Source organism: Desulfovibrio piger (assembly GCF_012843875.1).
Lineage (GTDB): Bacteria > Desulfobacterota > Desulfovibrionia > Desulfovibrionales > Desulfovibrionaceae > Desulfovibrio.
On sequence record NZ_JABAFY010000040.1, the window covers coordinates 1 to 21339 of the forward strand.

The following is a 21339-nucleotide window of genomic DNA, read 5'->3' on the forward strand; positions in this document are numbered from 1 at the left end:
TGTGCCGCCATATGGTCTCTCCTCATTGTAAGTGAAGAGATTATAACATACTTTTGAATTTGACGACACTATCTAGCCCACCAGGCTGGAGAAGCTCATGACCAGGCAGAGACCGCCGATGCAGGCCACCGTGGCGGCGTTGCCGTTGCCGGAGGCATTGGCTTCGGGGATGACCTCTTCGATGACCACATAGACCATGGCGCCTGCCGCCGCAGCCAGGGCAAAGGGCAGCAGGCTGCCCGCCACCTGGGAGGCGACGGCACCGAGGATGGCGCCGATGGGGGCCGTACAGCCGGAAAAGACGCCGCACAGCCAGGACCGTTTGGCCGAGAAACCTTCGGCCCTCAGGGCCGTGGCCACCACCAGGCCTTCGGGCAGGTTCTGGAGCAGGGTGGTACCGGTGACCATGAAAGCGGAGCTCATCTCCAGGGCCACGCCCGAGGGCAGGGTGCTGCCTGCGGCCACGGCGCCGTACCCCACGCCCATGGTCAGGCCTTCGGGGATGTGGTGCAGGGCCATGGCCGTGACCAGCAGGACGCTGCGGCGCCAGCTGGTGGAAAGGCCCTCCTGCTGCTTCTGGCGGATGTGCAGATGGGGCAGGAGATGGTCAAGGCCCATGAGGAAGGCGGCACCGGCCATGAGGCCGCAGACGATGGGGATGAAATGCAGGCGGCCCATATGGGAGGCCATCTCGGCCGCGGGCTGCAGCAGGCCCAGGAAGGCCGCGCCCAGCATCATGCCGCCGGCGGCCCCCAGCATGCAGTCCATGGCCAGACGGGAAAACTCGCGGCGCAGGAAGATGGCACTGGCCCCCAGACTGACCGAGATCCAGGAAAGGATACCGGCAAGCAGGGACTGCAGGATGGGATGACCAAAAAGTGCTTCCATGGAACATTCTCCTTCTGGTTGGTCAGACCGGGCCCGATGTGTCACGCGCTGTTGCAGCAACGCGCGACCGGATGGCGGCCGTAAGGCCGTGCCCGTTGGCCGCGAGGCCATTACGGGCATCGACAGCAACGCGCGACCGAAGGCGGCCGTAAGGCCGTGCCCGTTGGCCGCGAGGCCATTACGGGCATCGACAGCAACGCGCGACCGGAAGGCGGCCGCAGGCCGTGCCCGTTGGCCGCGAGGCCACTACGGGCATCGACAGCAACGCGCGACCGGATGGGGCCGCAGGCCGTGCCCGTTGGCCAAGACTCTCGGCAAAAGGCCGGGCGTGGCATCCGGGGCCGTCGGTATGACCGGCGGGGGGCTGTAAGGCGAAAGGTCCACGGAACACACCGCAAAACGGCATCCCTGCGGCCTGCCGCGCCCCCCGGAACGGCAGCCACCGGACATGCGTACATGACGGCGTGATGAAGACGCCTTCCCGGTATGTGCGGGAAGGAGGGGACGGCGCTGGCCGTCCCTGCGGGAAGATCCCCGTTCCGGGACAGGGGCGGACGGGCCGCCGCCGTTCCCGGGCATGAAAAAAAGAAAGGGCGCCTTGGGCAAGGCTCCCTTTCCCGTCTGGAAATTGCCGGGACGCGCTAGATATCCTGCCGGTATTGCAGGGACTGGCGCAATGTCTCCCGGTCCATGTATTTGACCTCCGCGCCCAGGGGGATGCCCTGGGCAAGACGCGATACCCTGATGTGCGGAAAACGCTTGCGGACGAGGTTCCTGATGAACGACGCCGTGTTCTCCGCATCGATGGTGGCCCCCAGGGCCAGGATGAGCTCGTGGATCTCGCCTTCCTCCAGCCGGGAGATGAGGCGGTCGAGGTCGAGGCTGTCGCTGTCCATGTTGGCCAGCGGGGCCAGCAGGCCGCCGAGGATCATGTACTGGCCGTGATAGAAGCCGCCTTCGTCCAGGGTCAGCATGCTGTCCCACTCGTTGACCAGGCAGAGCGTGTCCCGGGAGCGGTTCTCGTCCTTGCAGATGTCACAGGGATCGGTGGCCGAAAGGCCGCCGCAGCGCGAACACAGGTGCAGATTGTCCCGCAGGTCGTGGATGCCCTTGCCCAGGCGCCGGGTCTCGGCCTCGGGCCACTTGAGCAGGGTCATGGCCACGCGCATGGCCGACTTGGGGCCAAGCCCGGGCAGGCGCGCCAGCTGTTCCACCAGGGCGCGCAGCGGTTCGGGAATCTGGCTGTGCATGGCCTAGAACACGCCGGGAAGGCGGATGCCGCCGGAGATGGCGCTCATCTCGCGGTCCAGGGTCTCGCGGGCGATGCGGCCGGCTTCATTGACGGCAGCCATGATGAGGTCCTGCAGCATTTCCACGTCGCCGCCTTCCAGGGCCTTGGGGTCGATGGTGAGGCCGCGCAGTTCCTGCTTGCCGGAGACCACGGCCTTGACCATGCCGCCGCCGCTGCTGGCTTCGTAGGTGCGTTCGTTGAGTTCGTTCTGCAGCTTGGCCAGCTTGTTCTGCATGACCTGCGCCTGGCGCAGGATATCGTTCATGTTACGCATGGGTATCTCCTTGGTTGGATTCGGTACAATGTTCGATATTGGCGTTGAGCAGACGGAGGCAGGCCTGCATCTCGGGCCTGTTCCGAAATTCTTCTATCAGTTCCGCCTCGGTACGGGCCTGACGCGGGGCCACGAACTCCAGGCGCAGATGCCCGGTGCCCCAGGCCGCCAGGGCCTGTTCCAGCTGGGGCCGCTGCTTCTCGGTCTGATGCAGCAGGGTCTCGGCCCGCGGAGTCAGGCGCAGGCAGTCCGCTTCCCAGCTGGCGCGCAACTGGCGCAGCAGATGGAGCTGCGGCGCGGCCTCGCCCTTTTCCAGACGCTGGGCGCAGAAATCACAAAAGGCCTGCCAGTCGGGACGGAAGCCTTCCGCAGCCGCAGGGGCTGCCGGACGCGCCTCCACGGCAGGTGCTGCCGGAGGCACGGGGGCCGTCGTCGCGGCCGGTGCCACAGGGGCGGCCGGAGCTGCGGGCCGGGCAGGTTCCACCGGCGCGGCGGCCGGGATGTCGTCAGCTTCGATCATGCCCGCTTCGCTGGGCCCCACATGCTCCGGATGTTCCGGGGCCTCGGGTCGGGGCTGGGCGGTTTTCGGGGCCGAGGTTTCCGTCACCCGCGCGGGACGGGCTGTCTGTCCCGCGGGCATTTCCCGCTGGGGCCGGGCGCAACTTCCGGGCTGCCGGGAGGGCGCAGGCTCGGGAGCGGGTTCGCTGCTGCCGGCAGCGGCGCTCTTTTCCGCCGGGGTCCCGTGTTCACGGGCGCGGGTCGCCGGGGCCCGGACAGGTGCGGCATGGCCCATGTCCCGGGGCGGGAGGGGGCTGCCTTCCTGCCTGTCGTGAGCGGGATGCCCCTGTACGGGCGCGGACGGTGCCGGGACGCTGTCCATGCGCTCCAAAGGCAGCAGCTGCGGCAGCAGGGCCAGGTTGAGCAGCAACAGCTCCAGGGCTGCGGCCGGCTCGGGATTCTGCACGATGCCGCGCTGGGCGTCCAGTACCATCTGCCAGGCCGCGTGCAGGTGACCGGCGGAGAAACGCGGGGCCAGGCCCTGCCAGAAAAGGATCTCCTCGCCGGGCAGGCCCAAAGTGGGCGCCACGGCCTCGCCGCCCTGCCGCAGCAGGAACAGGTCTCGCAGATGTCCGGCCAGCTCGCGCACGAAAAATCCGATGTCCACCCCCTGGCGGAACAGGCTGGCGCACAGCTGGGAGACGGCGGCGCAGTCCCGGGCATGGAGGGCGTCGAAGAGGTCGGCGAACAGTTCCTGTCCGGCCAGGCCCAGCACTTCGCGGGTCACGGCGCTGGTGAGGTTGTCGCCGCCCAGGGCCAGGGTCTGGTCCAAAAGGGACATGCTGTCGCGCACGCTGCCCGCGGCCCGGCGCGCGATGAGGCGCACGGCGCCTTCCTCGAAGGGGACGTTCTCCTTGTTCAGGACCTGGGAAAGGTGCTGCACGAGGGCGTCCTCGCCCAGATGGCGGAAGACGAAATGCTGGCAGCGGCTGACGATGGTGATGGGGAACTTGTGCGCCTCGGTGGTGGCGAAGATGAAGACCACGCGCGCGGGCGGCTCCTCCAGCGTCTTGAGCAGGGCATTGAAGGCGCTGCGCGAGAGCATGTGGGCTTCGTCGATGATGAAGACCTTGTAGCGGCCCTCCATGGGGGCGTAGCCGATGTTCTCGCGCAGGGCGCGGGCGTCTTCCACACTGTTGTTGGAGGCGCCGTCGATCTCGGTGACGTCCACATGGCTGCCCTGGGTGATCTTGCGGCACTGGTCGCACTGGTTGCAGGGCTCGGGGCCCGGCGCATGGCGGCAGTTGAGGGCCTTGGCGAAGATGCGGGCGATGGTGGTCTTGCCCACGCCGCGCGTGCCGCTGAGCAGATAGGCGGCGGCGACCCGGTCTTCGGCGGCGGCACGGGAGAGCACGGCCTTGACCATGTCCTGTCCGGCGACCTGGGCAAAGGTCTGGGGGCGGTATTTTGCGGCGAGGGAGAGGTGCTTCATGAAAAAAACGGCAGGGCGCGCCTGTCCCCCTGAAGGTTACAGGCGCGCCGGAAGAGAGTGCTAGAACGTGTAGTGGCTCAGCCAGTCGGCGTACTTGGCGTTCTGGCCCTTGACCACGCCGAAGTATTCTTTCTGCAGGTGCTTGGTCACAGGACCGGCATGGCCGGCGCCGATGGTGCGGTTGTCCACTTCGCGGATGGGCGTGATCTCGGCGGCGGTACCGGTGAAGAAGGCTTCGTCGGCGATGTACAGCTCGTCGCGGGTGAACTGCTGTTCTTCCACGGTGTAGCCCAGGTCGCGGGCCACCTTCATGACGGAGTCACGGGTGATGCCGCCCAGGATGGAGGTCCAGGGCGTGGTCTTGATGATGCCGTCACGCACGATGAAGATGTTTTCACCGGTGGCTTCGGAAACGAAACCGTTGGTGTCCAGCATCACGGCTTCGTCGTAGCCGTCTTCCTTGGCTTCGATCTTGGCCAGGATGGAGTTCACGTAGTTGCCGGCGGCCTTGGCCTTGCTCATCAGGGTGTTGACGTGCATGCGGGCGAAGGAGCTGGTCTTGGCGCGGATGCCCATTTCCAGGGCTTCGGGGCCGAGGTAGGCGCCCCAGGGCCACACGGCGATGATGGTGTGGACCTTGTTGTTGCCGGGGTAGACGCCCATTTCGCCATCACCCACGAAGGACAGGGGACGGATGTAGCCTTCCTTCATCTTGTTGGCCTTCAGGGTGTCCAGGATGCCCTGGCTGATCTCGTCGACGGTGTAGGGAATGTTCAGACGCAGGATCTTCGCGGAATTGAGTAGGCGCTGGCTGTGTTCCTTCAGGCGGAAAACGGCGGAAGTGCCGTCAGCACAGGCATAGGCGCGGATGCCTTCGAAAACGGCGCTGCCGTAATGCAGGGCATGGGTGAGAACGTGAACCTGGGCGTCGGCCCAGGGGACCATTTTGCCGTCAAACCAGATGAAATCGGTCGTTTGCATGATACATTCCTCAATATATTCCGCGATATTGGCCAGGCCGGATCTTCCGCGCGCGGCGGGGCCTGTCCGAAGGGTAAAAATTTACTGGAAAGCGCCGCGTATGGCAAGCGTCCGCGGGCAGGAAGATGCGCTGCCCGCAACGGGAAGAGGCGGGAACCCGCTACCGGGCGCGGGCTGCCGTGCCGCAGCGAGGGGAGCTCCGGCATCCTTCCGGCGGGGCATCCCGGGCCGCTTTCCTGCATCCCGGCGGCAGTTGGGCATCCTCCGGCGGTCTTTCCGGCCCCTCCCCGTATGCCGGGCCGGGGATTCCCCCCGTCAGGGCAGTGGACGGGCCTTGCTTGTCAGTGGCGGGACGAAAGTTTACAACCCAGCAGACAAACATTTCAGGCAGCGATGCCTGTGGAGGCAGCATGACAGCGCAGACGTTTCTGGGGATCGATGCGGGCGGCACGCATACCGATGCCGTGCTTTGCGGGCCGGAAGGCATCCTGGCCGGGGCCAAGGCGCCCACCTGCCACGAAGATCTGCCCTCTTCGGTGCGTGCGGCACTGGCCGCTCTGGAAAAGGCTCTGGAAGAAAGATTCGGCCCCGAGGGCCCGGCGCGCCTGCGTGCCGCGGACCGGGTGACCGTGGGCACCACCCTGGCCGTCAACGCCCTGGTGCAGGGCCGGGCCGACCGCGTGGCCCTGGCGCTGAGCGCCGGGCCTGGTCTGGCGCCCGCCCGTTTCGCCATCGGGGACGACGTCTGCATCCTGCCCGGCGGTCTGGACCATCGCGGCGTGGAAGTGACGCCGCTGGATACCCGCCCCCTGGCCGACGCCTGCGCCGCCTGGAAAAAGAAGGGCGTGCGGGCCGTGGCCTGCGTGGGCAAGTTCTCGCCCCGCAATGCCGCGCATGAGCTGGCCATGGCCGACGTGGTGCGCGCTGCCGGACTCGCGCCCGTGTGCGGGCACAGCCTGTCCGGCGAACTCAATTTCCCGCGCCGCATCGCCACGGCCTATTACAATGCCGCCGTGGCCCGCATCGTGGACGGCTTTTTGACCGCCGTGGAGCAGAGCCTGCAGGCAGCGGGCATCCGGGCCCCCCTGCGTCTGCTCAAGGCCGACGGCGGGGCCGTCCCGGCGGCCCTGGCCCGGCAGGAACCCGTGCAGTCCGTCCTGTCCGGCCCGGCGGCCAGCGTCATGGGCATACTGGCCCTGTGTCCCGCCGTGGCGGAAGATGCCTGCTCCGTATTGCTGGACGTGGGCGGCACCACCACGGACGTGGCCCTGTTCGCCCAGGGCTCGCCGGTGGTGGACCGTGACGGCATGAGCGTGCGCGGCCGCCGGACGCTGGTGCGTTCGCTGGCCTCCTTGTCCATCGGCGTGGGCGGCGATTCCCTGCTGGGCGTGGAAGGGCAGGGCGCGGAGGCCCGCGTGCATACCGGTCCCCTGCGCGAAGGCCCGGCCATGGCGTTCGGCGGCACGCGTCCCACGCTGCTGGATGCCCTCAACGTCTGTGACCGGGAGCGGCCCGGCAATCTTTCCGGGGATGCGGCGGCCTCCCTGCGCGGTGTGGCGGCCCTGGCCGGGGAACACGGCATGGAGCCCGAAGAGCTGGCGGCCCGGGCCGTGGCCGATGCCCTCGATCAGGTGGCGGCGGCCGTGCGCGAGCTGGTGGACGGCGTCAATGCCCGCCCCGTCTACACGCTGGCGGCCCTGCGCGGCCTGCGCGACATCGCGCCGGAGCGGGTCTGGCTGGTGGGCGGTCCGGCGGAGCGTCTGCGCGAGCGTCTGGCCGGACGGCTGGCCCTGCCCGTGGACTGTCCGCCCCATGCGCCGGTGGCCAATGCCGTGGGCGCGGCCCTGACCCTGCCCACCGCCGGTCTGGAAGTCTATGCCGACAGCGGCCGTGCCCTGCTGCGCGTGCCCTCGCTGGAACTGGAAGAAAAATTGCCGCGTGCGGCCACCCTGGAGACCGTGAAGGAACGCGCCGTGGCCCTGCTGGAAGAACGGCTGGCCGCCCATGACGCGGCCGGTGCCCGGGTGGAGGTGGTGGAAGCCGACCTCTTTGCCGTGCTGGACGACAGCGGCCGGGCCTCGCGCGACATGCGCGTGCGCTGTCAGGCCGTGCCGGGCATCACCGGACAGGTGGGGACCGCCGGGTAGGCGGGACGCTTCTCCCGGCCGGTACGTATCGTTTTTGGGGGAGAGGAGTCCCCTGCCCGTTGCCCATGCCAGCAAGGCCGGCGCCAGCGGATACGGCCCTTCGTTTTGGGGGAGCCTCCGCCTCTCTGTCCATGCCCGTGACGCCTCCGCGTGGCCGGCGGGCAGGGAGGAGCGTCAGCAGACCGCTGCCGCGAGGAAGTGGTCCCCTTCAAAAGCCCTCTTCCCGCCACACTTTAGTTACCGTCGTCATCAACAAGGGACGCCATCCTATGAAGATCGTCTTGTTCGAGCCGGAGATCCCGCCCAATACCGGCAACATCGCGCGCCTGTGCGCCTCCACGGGCATCCACCTCAACCTCATCGAGCCGCTGGGCTTCAAGCTGGAAGACCGCTACCTCAAGCGTGCCGGGCTGGATTACTGGCCGCATGTGCGCATGGATGTCTGGCCGGACTGGGACAGCTGGCTGGCCGCGGCCACGGCGGAGAACGGCGGTACGCCGCCGCGCTGTGTGCTGACCTCGGCCCGGGGCGGGGAGCCTTTGCAGCACTTCGCCTTCGCGCCGGACGACTGCCTGGTCTTCGGGCCCGAGACGCGCGGCCTGCCGCCGGAGATCCTGAAGCGCTCCCCGTACAAGGTACGCATCCCCATGCTCAAGGACAGCGTGCGCAGCATCAACCTTTCCACGGCTGCGGGCATCGTGCTGTTCACGGCCATGAGTTCCTGCGGGCTCATGGAGGGCCCGGAATGGCAGTGATCCGGCTTTGCGCGCCATAGCCCCGCGGGGCAGGGGGCGGTCTTTCCTAAAGCCATACGGGCAGGGTATGATCCCTGCCTTTTTTCATGCCTTTTGCCGGGACGGCGCGCCTGCCGTGCTCTCCTGCAGGGCGGGCGCGCTGTCGGGGGTATGCGGAACCTATCAGTAAAAAGAATCTATTGCCTTTTTATGATGCACGGATGCAACGTATTTTGAGCCTCGGGGAAGGCTGGGGACGCATCCGCGCAACATTCGCGCCGTATCTTGCCAGCAGGGCCAAAAAGGAGAATAAGGCATAGAAGGTGCGGCCAGCGTGCCGCATCGATTTTTGCACATCCGGGGGTCGTGATGATCGTTGTTTTGCTGGTATGCCTGCTGGTGGGCTTTCTTGTGGGGCTGGCCGGGGTGGGCGGCATCCTGGTGCCGCCGGTGCTCATCCTCATGAGCGGTCTGGAGCCGCACACGGCCATGGGGACGGCGCTGGCCTCCTTCATCGGCACGGGCTTCGTGGGGACATGGCTCTATCACAAGAACGGGCACTACCGTTTCATCGAGGCCGTGCCCTTTGCCCTGGGCAGCTTCGTCTGTGCTGCGCCCGGTGCGCTGGTCAATGCCCGCATCGATGCCGGACCGCTGGTCATGATCCTGGCGGTCATCATCGTCTTTGCCGGTGCCTGCACCCTGCGTCCGCCCAAACCGGGCCGCAAGGGCAGCCCCTTCTGGCTGGGCTGGAAGGGCAGGGCGGTCATCGGCGGCGCCACGGGCTTCATGGCCGGGCTTACCGGCGCGGGCGGCCCTGTGGCCTCCATCCCCTGGATGGTGCTGGTGGGCTATTCCCCCATCCATGCCGTGGCCCTGTCCATGCCCTATCAGATCGCCACCTCGTTTTCCGGCAGCGTGGGCAACATGATGGGCGGCCATGTGGACTGGATGCTGCTGCCCGCCCTGTGCGCCGTGCAGGTGGTGGGCCTGCTGGGCGGCATCGCCATGGCCCAGCGCGTGTCGGCACCGTTTTTGCGCAAGGTCATCGGCGCCCTGTGCATCGGTCTGGGGGCCTTTCTTTTCCTGCGCCAGGCGGGCTGTTTTTAGCAGAAAAAAATCCCGGGCCGTTTTGTGGGGATAATCCCCTTGAATCTCAAATAAAATACCGTTGCAGACGCAACATTTGTGCGGGCGGGCCACAGGCTCGCCCGCTTGTGTCCTGCGTGACGGGCAGGTATGCTGCAGCGTATGAATATCGCTGCCCTTTTCATCCGTCGACCCGTGGCCACGGCACTCATCATGCTGGGCATGCTCTTCTTCGGGGCTGCCAGTTATGTGAACCTGCCGGTCAACCAGTTGCCCAACGTGGACTTCCCCACCATCCAGGTGCGCGCCGACCTTTCCGGCGCCGACCCGGAGACCATGGCCGCCTCCGTGGCCACGCCTCTGGAAAAGGAATTTTTCACCATCGCGGGCATCGACTCCATCTCGTCCGTCAATGCCACGGGCCGAACACGCATCACCATCCAGTTCGCCCTGGACCGTAATATCGATGCCGCGGCCCTGGACGTGCAGGCCGCCATCGGTCTGGCCCAGCGCCGTCTGCCCACCAACATGACCAATGACCCCAGCTTCCGCAAGGTCAACCCGGCGGACTTCCCCATCCTCTACCTGCGCGTGAGCTCGCCGACCCTGCCGTTGTATGAGCTCAACGAATATGCCGATACCCTGGTGGGGCAGCGTCTTTCCATGGTCAGCGGCGTGGCCCAGGTGGTCATCTACGGGCAGAAGAAATACGCCGTGCGCGTGCGGGTGGACCCCGACGCCCTGGCCAGCCGCGGGCTGGGCATCGACGAAGTGGCCGACGCCGTGAGCAGTGCCAACAGCAAGCTGCCCACGGGGTCGCTGGAAGGGGAGCGGCGTGCCAGCGCCATCAAGGCCTCGGGCCAGCTGGAGGACGCCGAAGCCTTCCGCGATGTGGTGGCGGCCTACCGCAACGGCGCGCCCGTGCGCCTTTCGGACATCGGCGAAGTGGTGGACAGCGTGGAGCAGGACAAGCAGCTCTCCTGGGCGGATGACGGCAAGCCCTGTATCATGCTGGCCGTGGAACGCCAGCCCGGCGCCAACACCGTGCAGGTGGTGGACGACATCAAGACCCTGCTGCCCGGCCTGACCCGCCAGCTGCCGCCCTCGGTCAAGCTGGAGATCTTCTATGACCGTTCGGAATCCATCCGCGAGTCCGTGGCCGAGGTGAAGTTCACCCTGGTGCTGACGGTCTTCCTGGTGGTGCTGGTCATCTTCCTGTTCCTGCGCAACCTGCCGGCTACCATCATCCCCAGCCTGGCCCTGCCCATGTCGGTCATCTCCACCTTTGCGGTGATGCTGGCCATGGGATTCAGCCTGGACAACCTGTCGCTCATGGCCCTTACCCTGGCCGTGGGCTTTGTGGTGGACGACGCCATCGTCATGCTGGAGAACATCGTCCGCCACCAGGAGATGGGCAAGGACCCGCTCACGGCGGCCTATGACGGCTCGGGCGAGATCGGCTTCACCATCCTTTCCATGACCGTCTCCCTGGCGGCGGTGTTCATCCCGGTACTGTTCATGGGCGGCATCGTGGGCCGTCTGTTCTACGAGTTCGCCGTGGTCATCATCACGGCCATCCTGTTCTCGGGCGTGGTCTCCCTGACCCTGACCCCCATGCTCTGCGCCTACTTCCTGCGCCATTCGGGCAGCAAGCACCGCGTGGGCTATGAGGGCATCTACGGCAAGCTGGAGCGCGCCTTCGAATGGCTGGCCGACAAGTACGCCCGCTCCCTGGATGTGGTGCTGCGGCATCGCCGCACCACGCTGATCTTCTCGCTCCTCTTGCTGCTGGCCACCGGCTGGCTGGGCGTCATCGTGCCCAAGGGCTTCCTGCCCAGCGAAGACATGGGCTTTGTGGTGGCCACCACCGAGGCGGAGCAGGGCATCTCCTTTGAAGGCATGGTCAAGGCCCAGCACAAGCTGGACGAGGTGCTGCGCAACAACCCGCACGTGGACCGTTTCAATTCCGTGGTGGGTATCGTGGGCAGCAGCCAGAGCATGAGCAACGGCACGCTCATGATCCACCTCAAGCCCCACGGCGAGCGTCCGGACATCCAGACCGTGGTGCAGCGCCTGCGCCGCGAGCTCAACACCTCGCCGGCCATGCAGGTCTTCCTGCGCGTGCCGCCGGCCATCAACATCGGCGGGCGTTCCACCAAGGCCCTGTACCAGTACACCCTCACCGGTACCAATATGCAGGAGCTCTTCGAATGTGCCCAGAAGGTGGAGGCCGCCCTGCGCCAGGTGCCGGAGATCCAGGACGTCAACAGCGACCTCCAGCTCAAGAACCCCGAGATCCGGGTGACCATCGACCGTAACCGCGCCTCGGCCCTGGGCATCAGCGCCGGGCAGATCGAGCTGGCCCTGCAGACGGCCTACGGCTCGCGCGAAGTCTCCACCATCTACGCGCCCACCAACGACTACACGGTCTTCGTGGAGGTGCGCAAAGACTTCCAGCGCAACCCCGACGCCCTGACGCGCCTGTATGTGCGCTCTTCCAGCGGCGAGCTGGTGCCTCTGTCCACCGTGGCCAGGATGAGCCCCGGCGTGGGCCCCATCGCCGTGAACCATGACGGCCAGTTCCCGGCCGTGACCATCTCGTACAACCTGCGTCCCGGCGTGGCCCTGAGCGAAGGCGTGGCCGCCGTGGAACGCGTCAGCCTGCCGCTGTTGCCCGACTCGGTGAGCGCCAAGTCCCAGGGCACAGCCCAGGCCTTCCAGGATTCGCTCAAGGGCATGGGCTGGCTGCTCCTGCTGGCCATCGTGGTCATCTATCTGGTGCTGGGCATCCTCTACGAGAGCTTCATCCACCCGCTGACCATCCTTTCCGGCCTGCCGTCGGCGGGCTTCGGGGCCCTGTTCACCCTCTGGATCTTCGGCCAGCCGCTGGACCTCTACGGCTTCGTGGGCGTCATCATGCTGCTGGGCATCGTGAAGAAGAACGCCATCATGATGCTGGACTTCGCTCTGGAAGCCCAGCGTCATGACCCCTCGCACACGCCGCTGGACGCCATCACCGAAGGCTGTCATGTGCGTTTCCGTCCCATCATGATGACCACTATGGCGGCCCTCATGGGCGCGCTGCCCATCGCCATCGGTATGGGTGCCGGCGCCGAGGCCCGCCGTCCCCTGGGCCTGGCGGTGGTGGGCGGCCTGTGCTTCTCCCAGCTGGTGACCCTGTACATCACGCCCGTGTATTACGCTTATATGGAAGACTTCTCGCGCTGGCTCACCCGCCGCTTCGGACAGCGTTTCGAGGCCAACCGTGCCGCCCGCGCCGAGCATGAGAAGGAGGAAGGCAGCCATGCCGGATAACGCGCCTGTGTGCCGCCGTTGCGGCCGTTGCTGTGAACTGGGCGGGCCCGGCCTGCTGCGGGACGATGCCCCGCTGCTGTCCTCGGGCGCCCTGAAGCCGGAGATGCTCGTCTGCCTGCGTCGCGGCCAGTGGGCCCGGCAGGACGGCATGGGCGGCGGCCTGGCCCAGCTGGAGAACGAGATGATCAAACTGGCCGGTACGGGCAAGGCCCCGCATCCGTGGCAGTGCCTGGCCTATGCGCCCGGCACGGGCTGTACCATCTATGAGCGGCGTCCCGTGCAGTGCGGCGTGCTGTTTTGCGAGGATACCCGGCCGCTGGAGGCCCTGCTGCGGGACGTCCCGGCCCTGGACCGCCGGGCGGCCATCGCCCTGCTGCCCCTGCCCGACGCGCAGCGCCGTTTGTGGGAGGAGCTGGTGCAGGCCCATGAGGAAGCCTGCGACGTGCGCCAGTACTTCGTCCTGCTGGACATGGGCGACCGTGAGGCCGCCGCGGCCATGGAGCGGTACGACGCCGCCTTCCGCCAGCTCTGTGTGGAGCGCGGCGCGCTGACGGCAGCCGAACTGCCCTTTTTGCTGGGGCAGCCCCTGCGCGATCTGCCCCGCAACGAGGGCTAGCCGCGGCTCCGGGCCGCCGGATGCCCCTGCCCGCCTTCGGGCTCCCTGCGGAGGGCATGCCCGGCCACGGCCCGGCCCCAAAGCGCGTCCCCCGTTGACAGGACGGCAGAGCGGCCCTACCTTTAGGCACAAACGAAGATAACGCCGTCCCGTACGGCACAAGCCAAGGAATTGACATGCCTCTGTGCAGCACTGAAGAAGCCATTGCCGAGATCCGGCAGGGCAAAATGATCATTCTTGTGGACGATGAGGACAGGGAAAACGAAGGCGACCTGACCATGGCCGCCGAATTCGTGACCCCTGAAGCCATCAATTTCATGGCCAAGTTCGGCCGTGGTCTCATCTGCCTGCCCATGTCCGGCGAAATGGCCGACAAGCTGCAACTGCCCCTGATGGCCAAACATAACGGCTCGCGTTTCGGCACCAACTTCACGGTGTCCATCGAGGCCCGCGAAGGCATCACCACCGGCATCTCCGCCGCCGACCGCGCCACCACCATCAAGACCGCCGTGGCCGACGGCGCCCGTCCCGACGACCTGGTGACCCCCGGTCACGTCTTCCCCCTGCGCGCCCGTCCCGACGGCGTGCTGGCCCGCGCCGGCCAGACCGAAGGCAGCGTGGACCTGGCCCGTCTGGCCGGTCTCAAGCCCGCCGCCGTCATCTGCGAGATCATGAAGGACGACGGCACCATGGCCCGCATGCCCGACCTGGAAGTCTTTGCCGCCGAGCACGGCCTGAAGATCGCCTCCGTGCGCGACCTCATCTGCTACCGCATACGTCGCGGCCAGGTGTCCGTCAAATGCGATGCCAAGGCCCACCTGCCCAGCCTGTACGGTGACTTCACGGTCTACGCCTACGAGAGCGACCGCGAGCCCGGCACCCATCTGGCCCTGGTCAAGGGCGACATCACCACGCCCGAACCCGTGCTGGTGCGCGTGCACAGCCAGTGCCTCACCGGCGACGCCCTGGGCTCCCTGCGCTGCGACTGCCGTGGCCAGCTGGCCGCCGCCCTGCGCCAGATCGAAAAGGAAGGCCGCGGCGTGCTGCTCTACATGCGTCAGGAAGGCCGCGGCATCGGCCTGGCCAACAAGATCCGCGCCTATGCCCTGCAGGACGAGGGCTACGACACCGTGGAAGCCAACCGCAAGCTGGGCTTCCCCGATGACCTGCGCGACTACGGCACCGGCGCCCAGATCCTCGTGGACCTCGGCATCACCAAGATCCGCCTGCTGACCAACAACCCCAAGAAGATCGTGGGTCTGTCCGGTTACGGCATGGAGATCGTGGAACGCGTGCCCATCGAGATCGAAGCCTGCCCCGAAAACGAATCCTACCTGCGCACCAAGAAGGAAAAGATGGCCCATCTGCTGACGGGCATCCGCTGCCACTAGGCCGCAGGACGAAGCGTCCGCATGGCGGGGAAGAGGACTTGTGCCTCTTCCCCGCTTTTTTTGTGCCCTTGCTCCATCCCCGGCTGCGGAAGGAGCGGATCGGGCCCTGCCATGGCCGGGCCGCAGGGGCAAACGGGGCTGATGGCGCGAAGATGTACCCGCCATCACAGATGAATGTTTGTAATCGATAGATGAAATTTATAAGATATTTAAAAAAAATTTTATAAGAAAATCATTTCACATGATTGCATAAATTATTTTTTATGACAGTCTGTCTTCTGATAGAGTGATGTTTTTTTCCTGTTCTCTCTTTATTCCTGCATTGGTATTGCAAAAAATAAACAGGAAAAATCGACGCAGTATGCGGATAGTATGCGTGAGACTGCGTTGGCGAACATCGTTTTCCTGAGAAGGATGATTCCCTTTCACCTCTGCATCCAAACATGGCACAGCGGCGTCAGCCTTGCGCCCGGTCCCGTGTGCGGCCTTTTGGAATGGGCGTATATTTCCGGGCGTGCCGGAAGGTGGCGTTCCCTTTTTTCTTACAGCAGGTTATGCTCCTGCACTGTCTCGGGATGGCAGGAGGCGGCCTGTGCCGCCCTTGCCGTCAGACGGGCATGGGCTCGACCTCACGCCATATTTCACAAAGTATTTTCTGAAATATTTCTTGTTGGGCCCCTGCAGCTATGCTATTTTTATGCCGGACCCGGCACCGGTCGGCTGTCTTTTCAGGAGCGTCCCATGCAGTTTCTTTCCCTTTCTTCCACCGATCCTGCTCTCAATCTCGCTCTTGAAGAATGCCTGCTGCAATGGCTGCCCGCGGATCATCCGGGCCTGTTTTTGCTCTGGCAGAACGCCCCCAGCGTCATCGTGGGACGCCATCAGGTCACGCTGGACGAGATCGACGCTGACTTCGTCCGCCGGCGCGGCCTGCCCGTGGTGCGCCGCATGACCGGCGGCGGCGCGGTCTATCATGATCTGGGCAACCTCAATTTTTCCTTCATGGAGAATGCGCACGGGCGCAAGACCGTGGACTTCGCGCGCTACCTGCGTCCTGTCTGCGCGGCGCTGGCCGAGCTCGGCGTGCAGGCCTCCCTTACCGGACGCAACGATCTGGAAGCCGGGGGCCGCAAGATCTCGGGCAGCGCGCAATCCCTGCGGCAGGGACGCATCCTGCATCACGGCACCCTGCTGGTATCGCTGGATTTTGGCGAGCTGGTGCAGGCCCTGCATGTGGACCCGGACAAGATCCGCTCCAAGGGCATCGCCTCGGTACGCTCACGGGTGGCCAACATCTCCGAGTTCTGGACGCCGGGCAGCGGCATGGAAGACCTGCGGGCCGCGCTGCTGCGCCACTGCGCCGACGGGGAGGGGAGCCTGGAGCCGGAGGTGCTGCGGGCGGCGGAAGAACTGGCGGAACGCAAATACCGCAGCTGGGACTGGAATTACGGCGCCTCGCCGGCCTTCACCCTGCAGCGGCGCGAACGTTTCCCCTGGGGGCTGGTGGACTGGCGCCTGGACGTGCGGGACGGCATGGTCCGGGACTGCCGCATCTGCGGGGATTTTTTCGCCGCCGCGGACATCGCCGGGCTGGAAGAGCGCCTGCGCGGGGTGCGCTGCCGGAGCGACGCGCTGGCCGGGGCCCTGAACGGGGTGGCCTGGCAGGAATATTTTTCCCATTGCGATCCGCAGCGCATGGAGCAGTTTTTCACGACGTTGTAGGCCATCCCTCCGGGCGTTCCGGGACAGGTCCCGCACGCTTCGGGGAGGAGCGACCTCTCTGCGCTAACATCAGGCCGGTCGGGCCCTGTCCTGACCGTGCCATCCGTCATCCGGCCGGAGCCGCGCCGGAAAGGAGGAAGGAACCGTGGCCGAACTCAAGACCCCGCTCACGGACTGGCATGTGGCCCACGGCGCCAAGATGGCGCCTTTCGCGGGCTGGCTGATGCCCATCCAGTATGAGGGCATCCTCGTGGAGCACCAGCATACCCGTCAGCATGCCGGTCTGTTCGATATCTGCCATATGGGCGAGTTCCGCATCCGGGGCGCCGGTGCCGATGCGGCGCTGGCCGCCGCCGTGAGCCACAACCTGGCCACGCTCGCCCCTGGCCGTTGCCGCTACGGCTTCCTGCTGACGGAAAAGGGGACGGTGCTGGATGACTGCATCGTCTACCGTTTCGGCCCGGACGACTTCATGGTGGTGGTCAATGCCGCCTGCGCCGCCGGGGACTTTGCCACCCTGCGTGCCCGCCTGCCCGAAGGCGTGGCCCTGACCGACATCTCGGAGCAGACCGGCAAGATCGACCTGCAGGGCCCAGAAGCCGTGGACGTACTGGAGACCCTGCTGGGCCGCAGCCTGCGCGACATGCCCTATTTCGGCTTCCGCAGCGAGGCCTGGCAGGGCTGCGAGCTGCTGGTGAGCCGCACCGGCTACACCGGTGAGCTGGGTTTCGAACTCTACGTGCCTGCCGGACAGACCCAGGCCCTGTGGGAAGCCCTGCTGGCCGATGAGCGGGTCAAGCCTGTGGGCCTTGGCGCGCGCGATACCCTGCGTCTGGAAGCCGGTCTGCCCCTCTATGGCCACGAGCTGGACGAGAACCACACCCCGGCCGAGGCGGGCATGGGCCGCATGCTGACCAGCACCGCCCCGTATGTGGGCCGTGAAGGCGCGCAGGAAGTGCGCCAGAAACTGCTGGCCCTAAGCATCGAAGGCCGCCGCGCCGCCCGCAACGGCGATGTGCTCCTGCTGGAAGACGGCACCCCGGCGGGCGTGGTCACCAGCGGTTCGTTCGCGCCTTCGCTGGGCCATGTGGTGGCCTTTGCCTGGGCCGACGCCGACAAGGCCGATGCCGCCACCTATCTGGTGCAGGCCTCGCGCAGCCAGCTCAAGGCCACGGTCACCGAAGCGCCCTTCTACAAGGAAGGCACGGCCCGCCAGAAGCTGGCCTAGGCACGGGACGTCCCGGCTTTTGCGGGCCGGTACGGAGCCTGTCCGCCGTCCCTTGTCCGGCGCGGCCGGACGAAGAAAGACGGTACTCCAGCCATATTTCAGGAAAGATCCCGGCAGGGCAGGGGAGGCCCGGCAGCACCATGCGGATGGCGGACTGCCGGGGCCCCTCGCCCCGCCACAGATGCTGACATCAACTTCCGGGACAGCACATCGCCCCGGACCAAGGAGAAGACCATGAGCAATCCCGAAGACCTCCTGTACAGTGCGTCCCACGAATGGGCCAAAGTCAACGGTGAAGAAGCTGTCCTCGGCATCACCCATTTCGCCCAGGAATCCCTGGGTGACATCACCTATGTGGACATGCCCGCCGAAGGTGACGAACTGACCGCCGGCAGCGAGTTCGGCGCCGTGGAATCCGTGAAGGCGGCCAGCGACCTGATCTCGCCCGTCAGCGGCACGGTGGTGGCCGTGAACACCGAGCTGGAGAACGCTCCCGAAGTCATGAACAGCGATCCCTACGGCGCCGGCTGGATCGTGCGCGTGAAGCTATCCGCCCAGCCCGAAGGCCTGATGGACGCCGCGGCCTACGAAGAACACTGCAAGAACGAGCAGCACTAGTCCGTGGAGCGGCAGGGCCCTGGCCCTGCCGCCTTTTTTCCACCAGCACGGCAGCCTTCGCTGCAAGGAGCTCCCCTATGCCATTCATTCCCCATACGCCGGACGAAGTGCAGGAAATGCTCTCCGTCGTGGGTGTGCGCAACCTTGATGACCTTTTTGCGGACATTCCGCCTGAAATGCGCCCCAAACATTTCGATTTGCCCAAGGGGCAGAGCGAATTTGCCGTGTGCCGCTACTTCGAGGACCTGGCCGCCGCCAACGTCTCGCCCGCTGTCTCCTTCCTGGGCGCGGGCTTCTATGCCCATTACGTGCCCCGCGCCGTGGACGCCCTTTCCGGTCGCAGCGAGTTCTATACCTCCTACACGCCCTATCAGGCCGAATGCTCGCAGGGCACCCTGCAGGCCATCTTCGAATACCAGACCGCGGTGAGCCGCCTGCTGGACATGGATTGCGCCAATGCCTCCGTCTATGACGGCGGCACGGCCCTGTTCGAGGCCTGCATGATGGCCGTGCGCGCCACCCGCCGTAAAAAGCTGGTGGTGGACCAGTGCATCAATCCCATCTGGCGGGCCATGCTGGGGACCTACTCCTCCAGCCTGGACATCACCCTGGTGACCGTGCCCCACAAGGACGGCCTGAGCGACATGGAAGGTCTCAAGGCCGCCGTGGACGCCACCTGCGCCGCCGTGCTGGTGCAGAACCCCAACTTCTTCGGCGCCGTGGCCGACTTCAGCGAGCTTTTCGCCCATGCCCGCGCCTGCAAGGCCCTGGGCGTCATCTCCGTCTATCCGGTCATGCAGTCCGTGCTCAAGACCCCTGGCGAGATGGGCGCCGACATCGCCGTGGCCGAAGGCCAGAGCCTGGGCCAGCCCCTGAGCTTCGGCGGCCCCTATCTGGGCATCATGACCTGCCGCAAGGAGCATATCCGCCAGTTCCCCGGCCGTATCGTGGGCCGCACCACGGATCTGGAAGGCCGCACCGGCTATGTGCTCACCCTGCAGGCCCGCGAGCAGCACATCCGCCGCGCCAAGGCCACGTCCAACATCTGCTCCAACCAGTCCCTGTGCGCTCTGCGCGCGCTCATGTACCTTTCGCTGGTGGGCCCGGACGGCTTGGCCCGCGTGGCCGAGCACGGCATGGCCCTGGCCCGCTACGCGGTGGAAAAGCTCACGGCCCTGCCCGGTGTCTCGCTGCTCAATGACGCGCCCTTCGGCAACGAAGTGGCCCTGCGTCTGCCGCGTCCCGCCGAGGAGGTGGTGCAGGCCCTGCTGCGTCAGGGCGTGGCCGCCGGTTATCCTGTGGGCCGTGCCTATGCGGGCATGGATGATGTGCTCTTGCTGGCCTGCACCGAATGCAACACGCGTGCGCAGGTGGATGCCATGGTCGAAAAGCTGGGAGGTCTGCTGTGAAAACCATCTTTGCCGAATCCGTAGAAGGCCGCCGCGCTCCCGGTCTGGCCCTGCCTGTGGACGACGACGCGCCCCGCGCCGCGCAGATGCTGCCCGAAGCCCTGCTGCGCAAGAGCTCGCCGCGCCTGCCCCAATGCTCCGAACTGGACGTGGTGCGCCACTTCACCAATCTGTCCAAGCTCAACTATAGCGTGGATGCCAATTTCTATCCCCTTGGCTCCTGCACCATGAAGTACAACCCCAAGTTCACGGAATACGTGGCCGCCTTGCCGGGCTTTGCCCGCATGCATCCCCTGCTGGCCCAGCTTTCCGGCGAACTGGCCCAGGGCGCCCTGCAATGCCTGTATGACGCCGAACAGTGGCTGTGCGAGGTCACGGGCATGAAGGCCTTCACCTTCCAGCCCATGGCCGGGGCCAACGGCGAATATACCGGCGTCAAGCTCATCGCCGCCTACCACAAGGCCAAGGGCCGCAACCGCACCAAGATGCTCATTCCCGACTCGGCCCACGGCACCAACCCCGCCTCGGCCGTGCTGGCGGGCTTCGAGATCGTCAACGTGCCTTCGCGTGACGGCATGGTGGACCCCGCCGCCCTTGAAGAAGCCATGGCCAAATATCCCGACCAGGTGGCCGGTCTGATGATGACCAACCCCAACACCCTGGGCCTGCTGGAGCTGCATCTGCCGCGCATCGTGGAAGTGCTGCGCCGCGAAGATGCCCTGCTGTACTACGACGGCGCCAACATGAACGCCATCCTGGGCAAGATGCGTGTGGGCGACGTGGGCTTCGACGTGGTGCACCTCAACGTCCACAAGACCCTGGGAACGCCCCACGGCGGTGGTGGCCCCGGCTGCGGTCCCGTGGGTGTGGGCGAGCGCCTGCTGCCCTTCCTGCCCGCGCCGCGTGTGCGCAAGGCCGAAGACGGCAGCTACGCCCTGGACTACGACCTGCCGCAGAGCATCGGCCACATCGGTCCCTTCTACGGCAGTTTCGCCGTGGTGCTGAAGGCCCTGGCCTACATGATGCGTCTGGGCGCCGAGGGCCTGACCCGCGCGGCCGAGTTCGCCAGCCTCAATGCCAACTATCTGCGCAAGAAGCTGGAAGGCGTGCTCGATGTGCCCTTCGACCGTATCTGCGCCCACGAGTTCGTGGCCTCCGCGCCCGAAGGCCTGCGCGCCCTGGACATCGCCAAGGCCCTGCTGGATCGCGGTTTCCATGCGCCCACGGTTTACTTCCCGCTCATCGTCCATGAATGCCTCATGGCCGAGCCCACGGAGACCGAGAGCAAGCAGACCCTGGATGCCTATATCGAGGCCCTGCGCGAGATCGTGGCCCTGGGCAAGTCCGATCCCCAGCAGTTGCTGGATGCTCCGGTGAAGATGCCCGTCCGCCGTCTGGACGAGACCGCGGCCGCGCGCCACATGATCCTTACGGAAGATATGGAATAACAGGCAGGACGGCCGTGCCCTCTGTGAGGGCGAGGCCTTCCGCGTGTCATGCCTTCGTCACGGCGGCCTTTCGGGGCCGCCGTTGTTTTTGGGGGATGGGTGTTGTGGGAGCCGTGGAGTAGGGGGGGGGGGGGGGGGGGGGGGGGGGGGGGGGGGGGGGGGGGGGGGGGGGGGGGGGGGGGGGGGGGGGGGGGGGGG

The 21339-nt window shown here is 66.3% G+C and carries 16 protein-coding genes; 11 read left to right on the forward strand and 5 right to left on the reverse strand.

What is annotated here, in order from left to right; translation table 11 throughout:
* Positions 1-72: 72 nt before the first annotated feature.
* From HF854_RS09580 to HF854_RS09600, 5 genes are all read right to left on the reverse strand, one after another.
* Complete coding sequence (locus tag HF854_RS09580) at positions 73-888, reverse strand: ZIP family metal transporter (protein ID WP_168936080.1); 816 nt, start codon at positions 886-888, stop codon at positions 73-75.
* A 641-nt stretch (positions 889-1529) separates the two neighbouring features.
* Positions 1530-2138 (reverse strand): recombination mediator RecR, encoded by a 609-nt coding sequence (recR, locus tag HF854_RS09585; protein WP_168936081.1) that lies wholly within the window; start codon positions 2136-2138, stop codon positions 1530-1532.
* Between the two features lie 3 nt (positions 2139-2141).
* Positions 2142-2453 (reverse strand): YbaB/EbfC family nucleoid-associated protein, encoded by a 312-nt coding sequence (locus tag HF854_RS09590; protein ID WP_006007936.1) that lies wholly within the window; start codon positions 2451-2453, stop codon positions 2142-2144.
* The gene (gene dnaX / locus HF854_RS09595; protein ID WP_168936082.1) at positions 2446-4443 is read right to left on the reverse strand and encodes a DNA polymerase III subunit gamma/tau; all 1998 of its coding nucleotides are present in this window, start codon (positions 4441-4443) and stop codon (positions 2446-2448) included. The genes HF854_RS09590 and dnaX overlap by 8 nt, the downstream gene beginning before the upstream one ends.
* Before the next feature lie 60 nt (positions 4444-4503).
* Positions 4504-5424, reverse strand: coding sequence for a branched-chain amino acid transaminase (locus HF854_RS09600; protein WP_006007938.1), 921 nt, complete (start codon positions 5422-5424; stop codon positions 4504-4506).
* 410 nt (positions 5425-5834) lie between these two features.
* On the opposite strand from HF854_RS09600, the gene HF854_RS09605 reads away from it, so the two are divergent.
* From HF854_RS09605 to gcvPB, 11 genes are all read left to right on the forward strand, one after another.
* Entirely contained in the window at positions 5835-7571 is a 1737-nt protein-coding gene (locus tag HF854_RS09605; protein WP_168936083.1) for a hydantoinase/oxoprolinase family protein, read from the forward strand.
* Between the two features lie 269 nt (positions 7572-7840).
* Positions 7841-8326: a tRNA (cytidine(34)-2'-O)-methyltransferase gene (locus HF854_RS09610; protein ID WP_168936084.1), complete on the forward strand. Its 486-nt coding sequence runs from the start codon at positions 7841-7843 to the stop codon at positions 8324-8326.
* A 348-nt stretch (positions 8327-8674) separates the two neighbouring features.
* Complete coding sequence (locus HF854_RS09615) at positions 8675-9415, forward strand: sulfite exporter TauE/SafE family protein (protein WP_168936085.1); 741 nt, start codon at positions 8675-8677, stop codon at positions 9413-9415.
* Positions 9416-9556: 141 nt separating this feature from the next.
* A complete protein-coding gene (locus HF854_RS09620) occupies positions 9557-12709 on the forward strand; it encodes an efflux RND transporter permease subunit (RefSeq protein WP_168936086.1) in 3153 nt (1050 codons plus the stop codon).
* Positions 12699-13325, forward strand: a complete 627-nt coding sequence (locus HF854_RS09625) for a YkgJ family cysteine cluster protein (protein WP_168936087.1) — start codon at positions 12699-12701, stop codon at positions 13323-13325. The genes HF854_RS09620 and HF854_RS09625 overlap by 11 nt, the downstream gene beginning before the upstream one ends.
* Positions 13326-13501: 176 nt before the next feature.
* Complete coding sequence (locus HF854_RS09630; RefSeq protein ID WP_168936088.1) at positions 13502-14716, forward strand: bifunctional 3,4-dihydroxy-2-butanone-4-phosphate synthase/GTP cyclohydrolase II; 1215 nt, start codon at positions 13502-13504, stop codon at positions 14714-14716.
* Positions 14717-15457: 741 nt separating this feature from the next.
* A complete protein-coding gene (gene lplA, locus HF854_RS09635; protein ID WP_168936089.1) occupies positions 15458-16438 on the forward strand; it encodes a lipoate--protein ligase in 981 nt (326 codons plus the stop codon).
* A gap of 145 nt (positions 16439-16583) precedes the next feature.
* Complete coding sequence (gene gcvT, locus HF854_RS09640) at positions 16584-17666, forward strand: glycine cleavage system aminomethyltransferase GcvT (RefSeq protein ID WP_168936090.1); 1083 nt, start codon at positions 16584-16586, stop codon at positions 17664-17666.
* 234 nt (positions 17667-17900) lie between these two features.
* A complete protein-coding gene (gene gcvH, locus HF854_RS09645; RefSeq protein ID WP_040369793.1) occupies positions 17901-18284 on the forward strand; it encodes a glycine cleavage system protein GcvH in 384 nt (127 codons plus the stop codon).
* A 77-nt stretch (positions 18285-18361) separates the two neighbouring features.
* Entirely contained in the window at positions 18362-19693 is a 1332-nt protein-coding gene (gcvPA, locus tag HF854_RS09650) for an aminomethyl-transferring glycine dehydrogenase subunit GcvPA (RefSeq protein ID WP_168936091.1), read from the forward strand.
* Complete coding sequence (gcvPB, locus tag HF854_RS09655; RefSeq protein ID WP_168936092.1) at positions 19690-21141, forward strand: aminomethyl-transferring glycine dehydrogenase subunit GcvPB; 1452 nt, start codon at positions 19690-19692, stop codon at positions 21139-21141. Before gcvPA ends, gcvPB begins: the two co-directional genes overlap by 4 nt.
* Positions 21142-21339 lie beyond the last annotated feature (198 nt).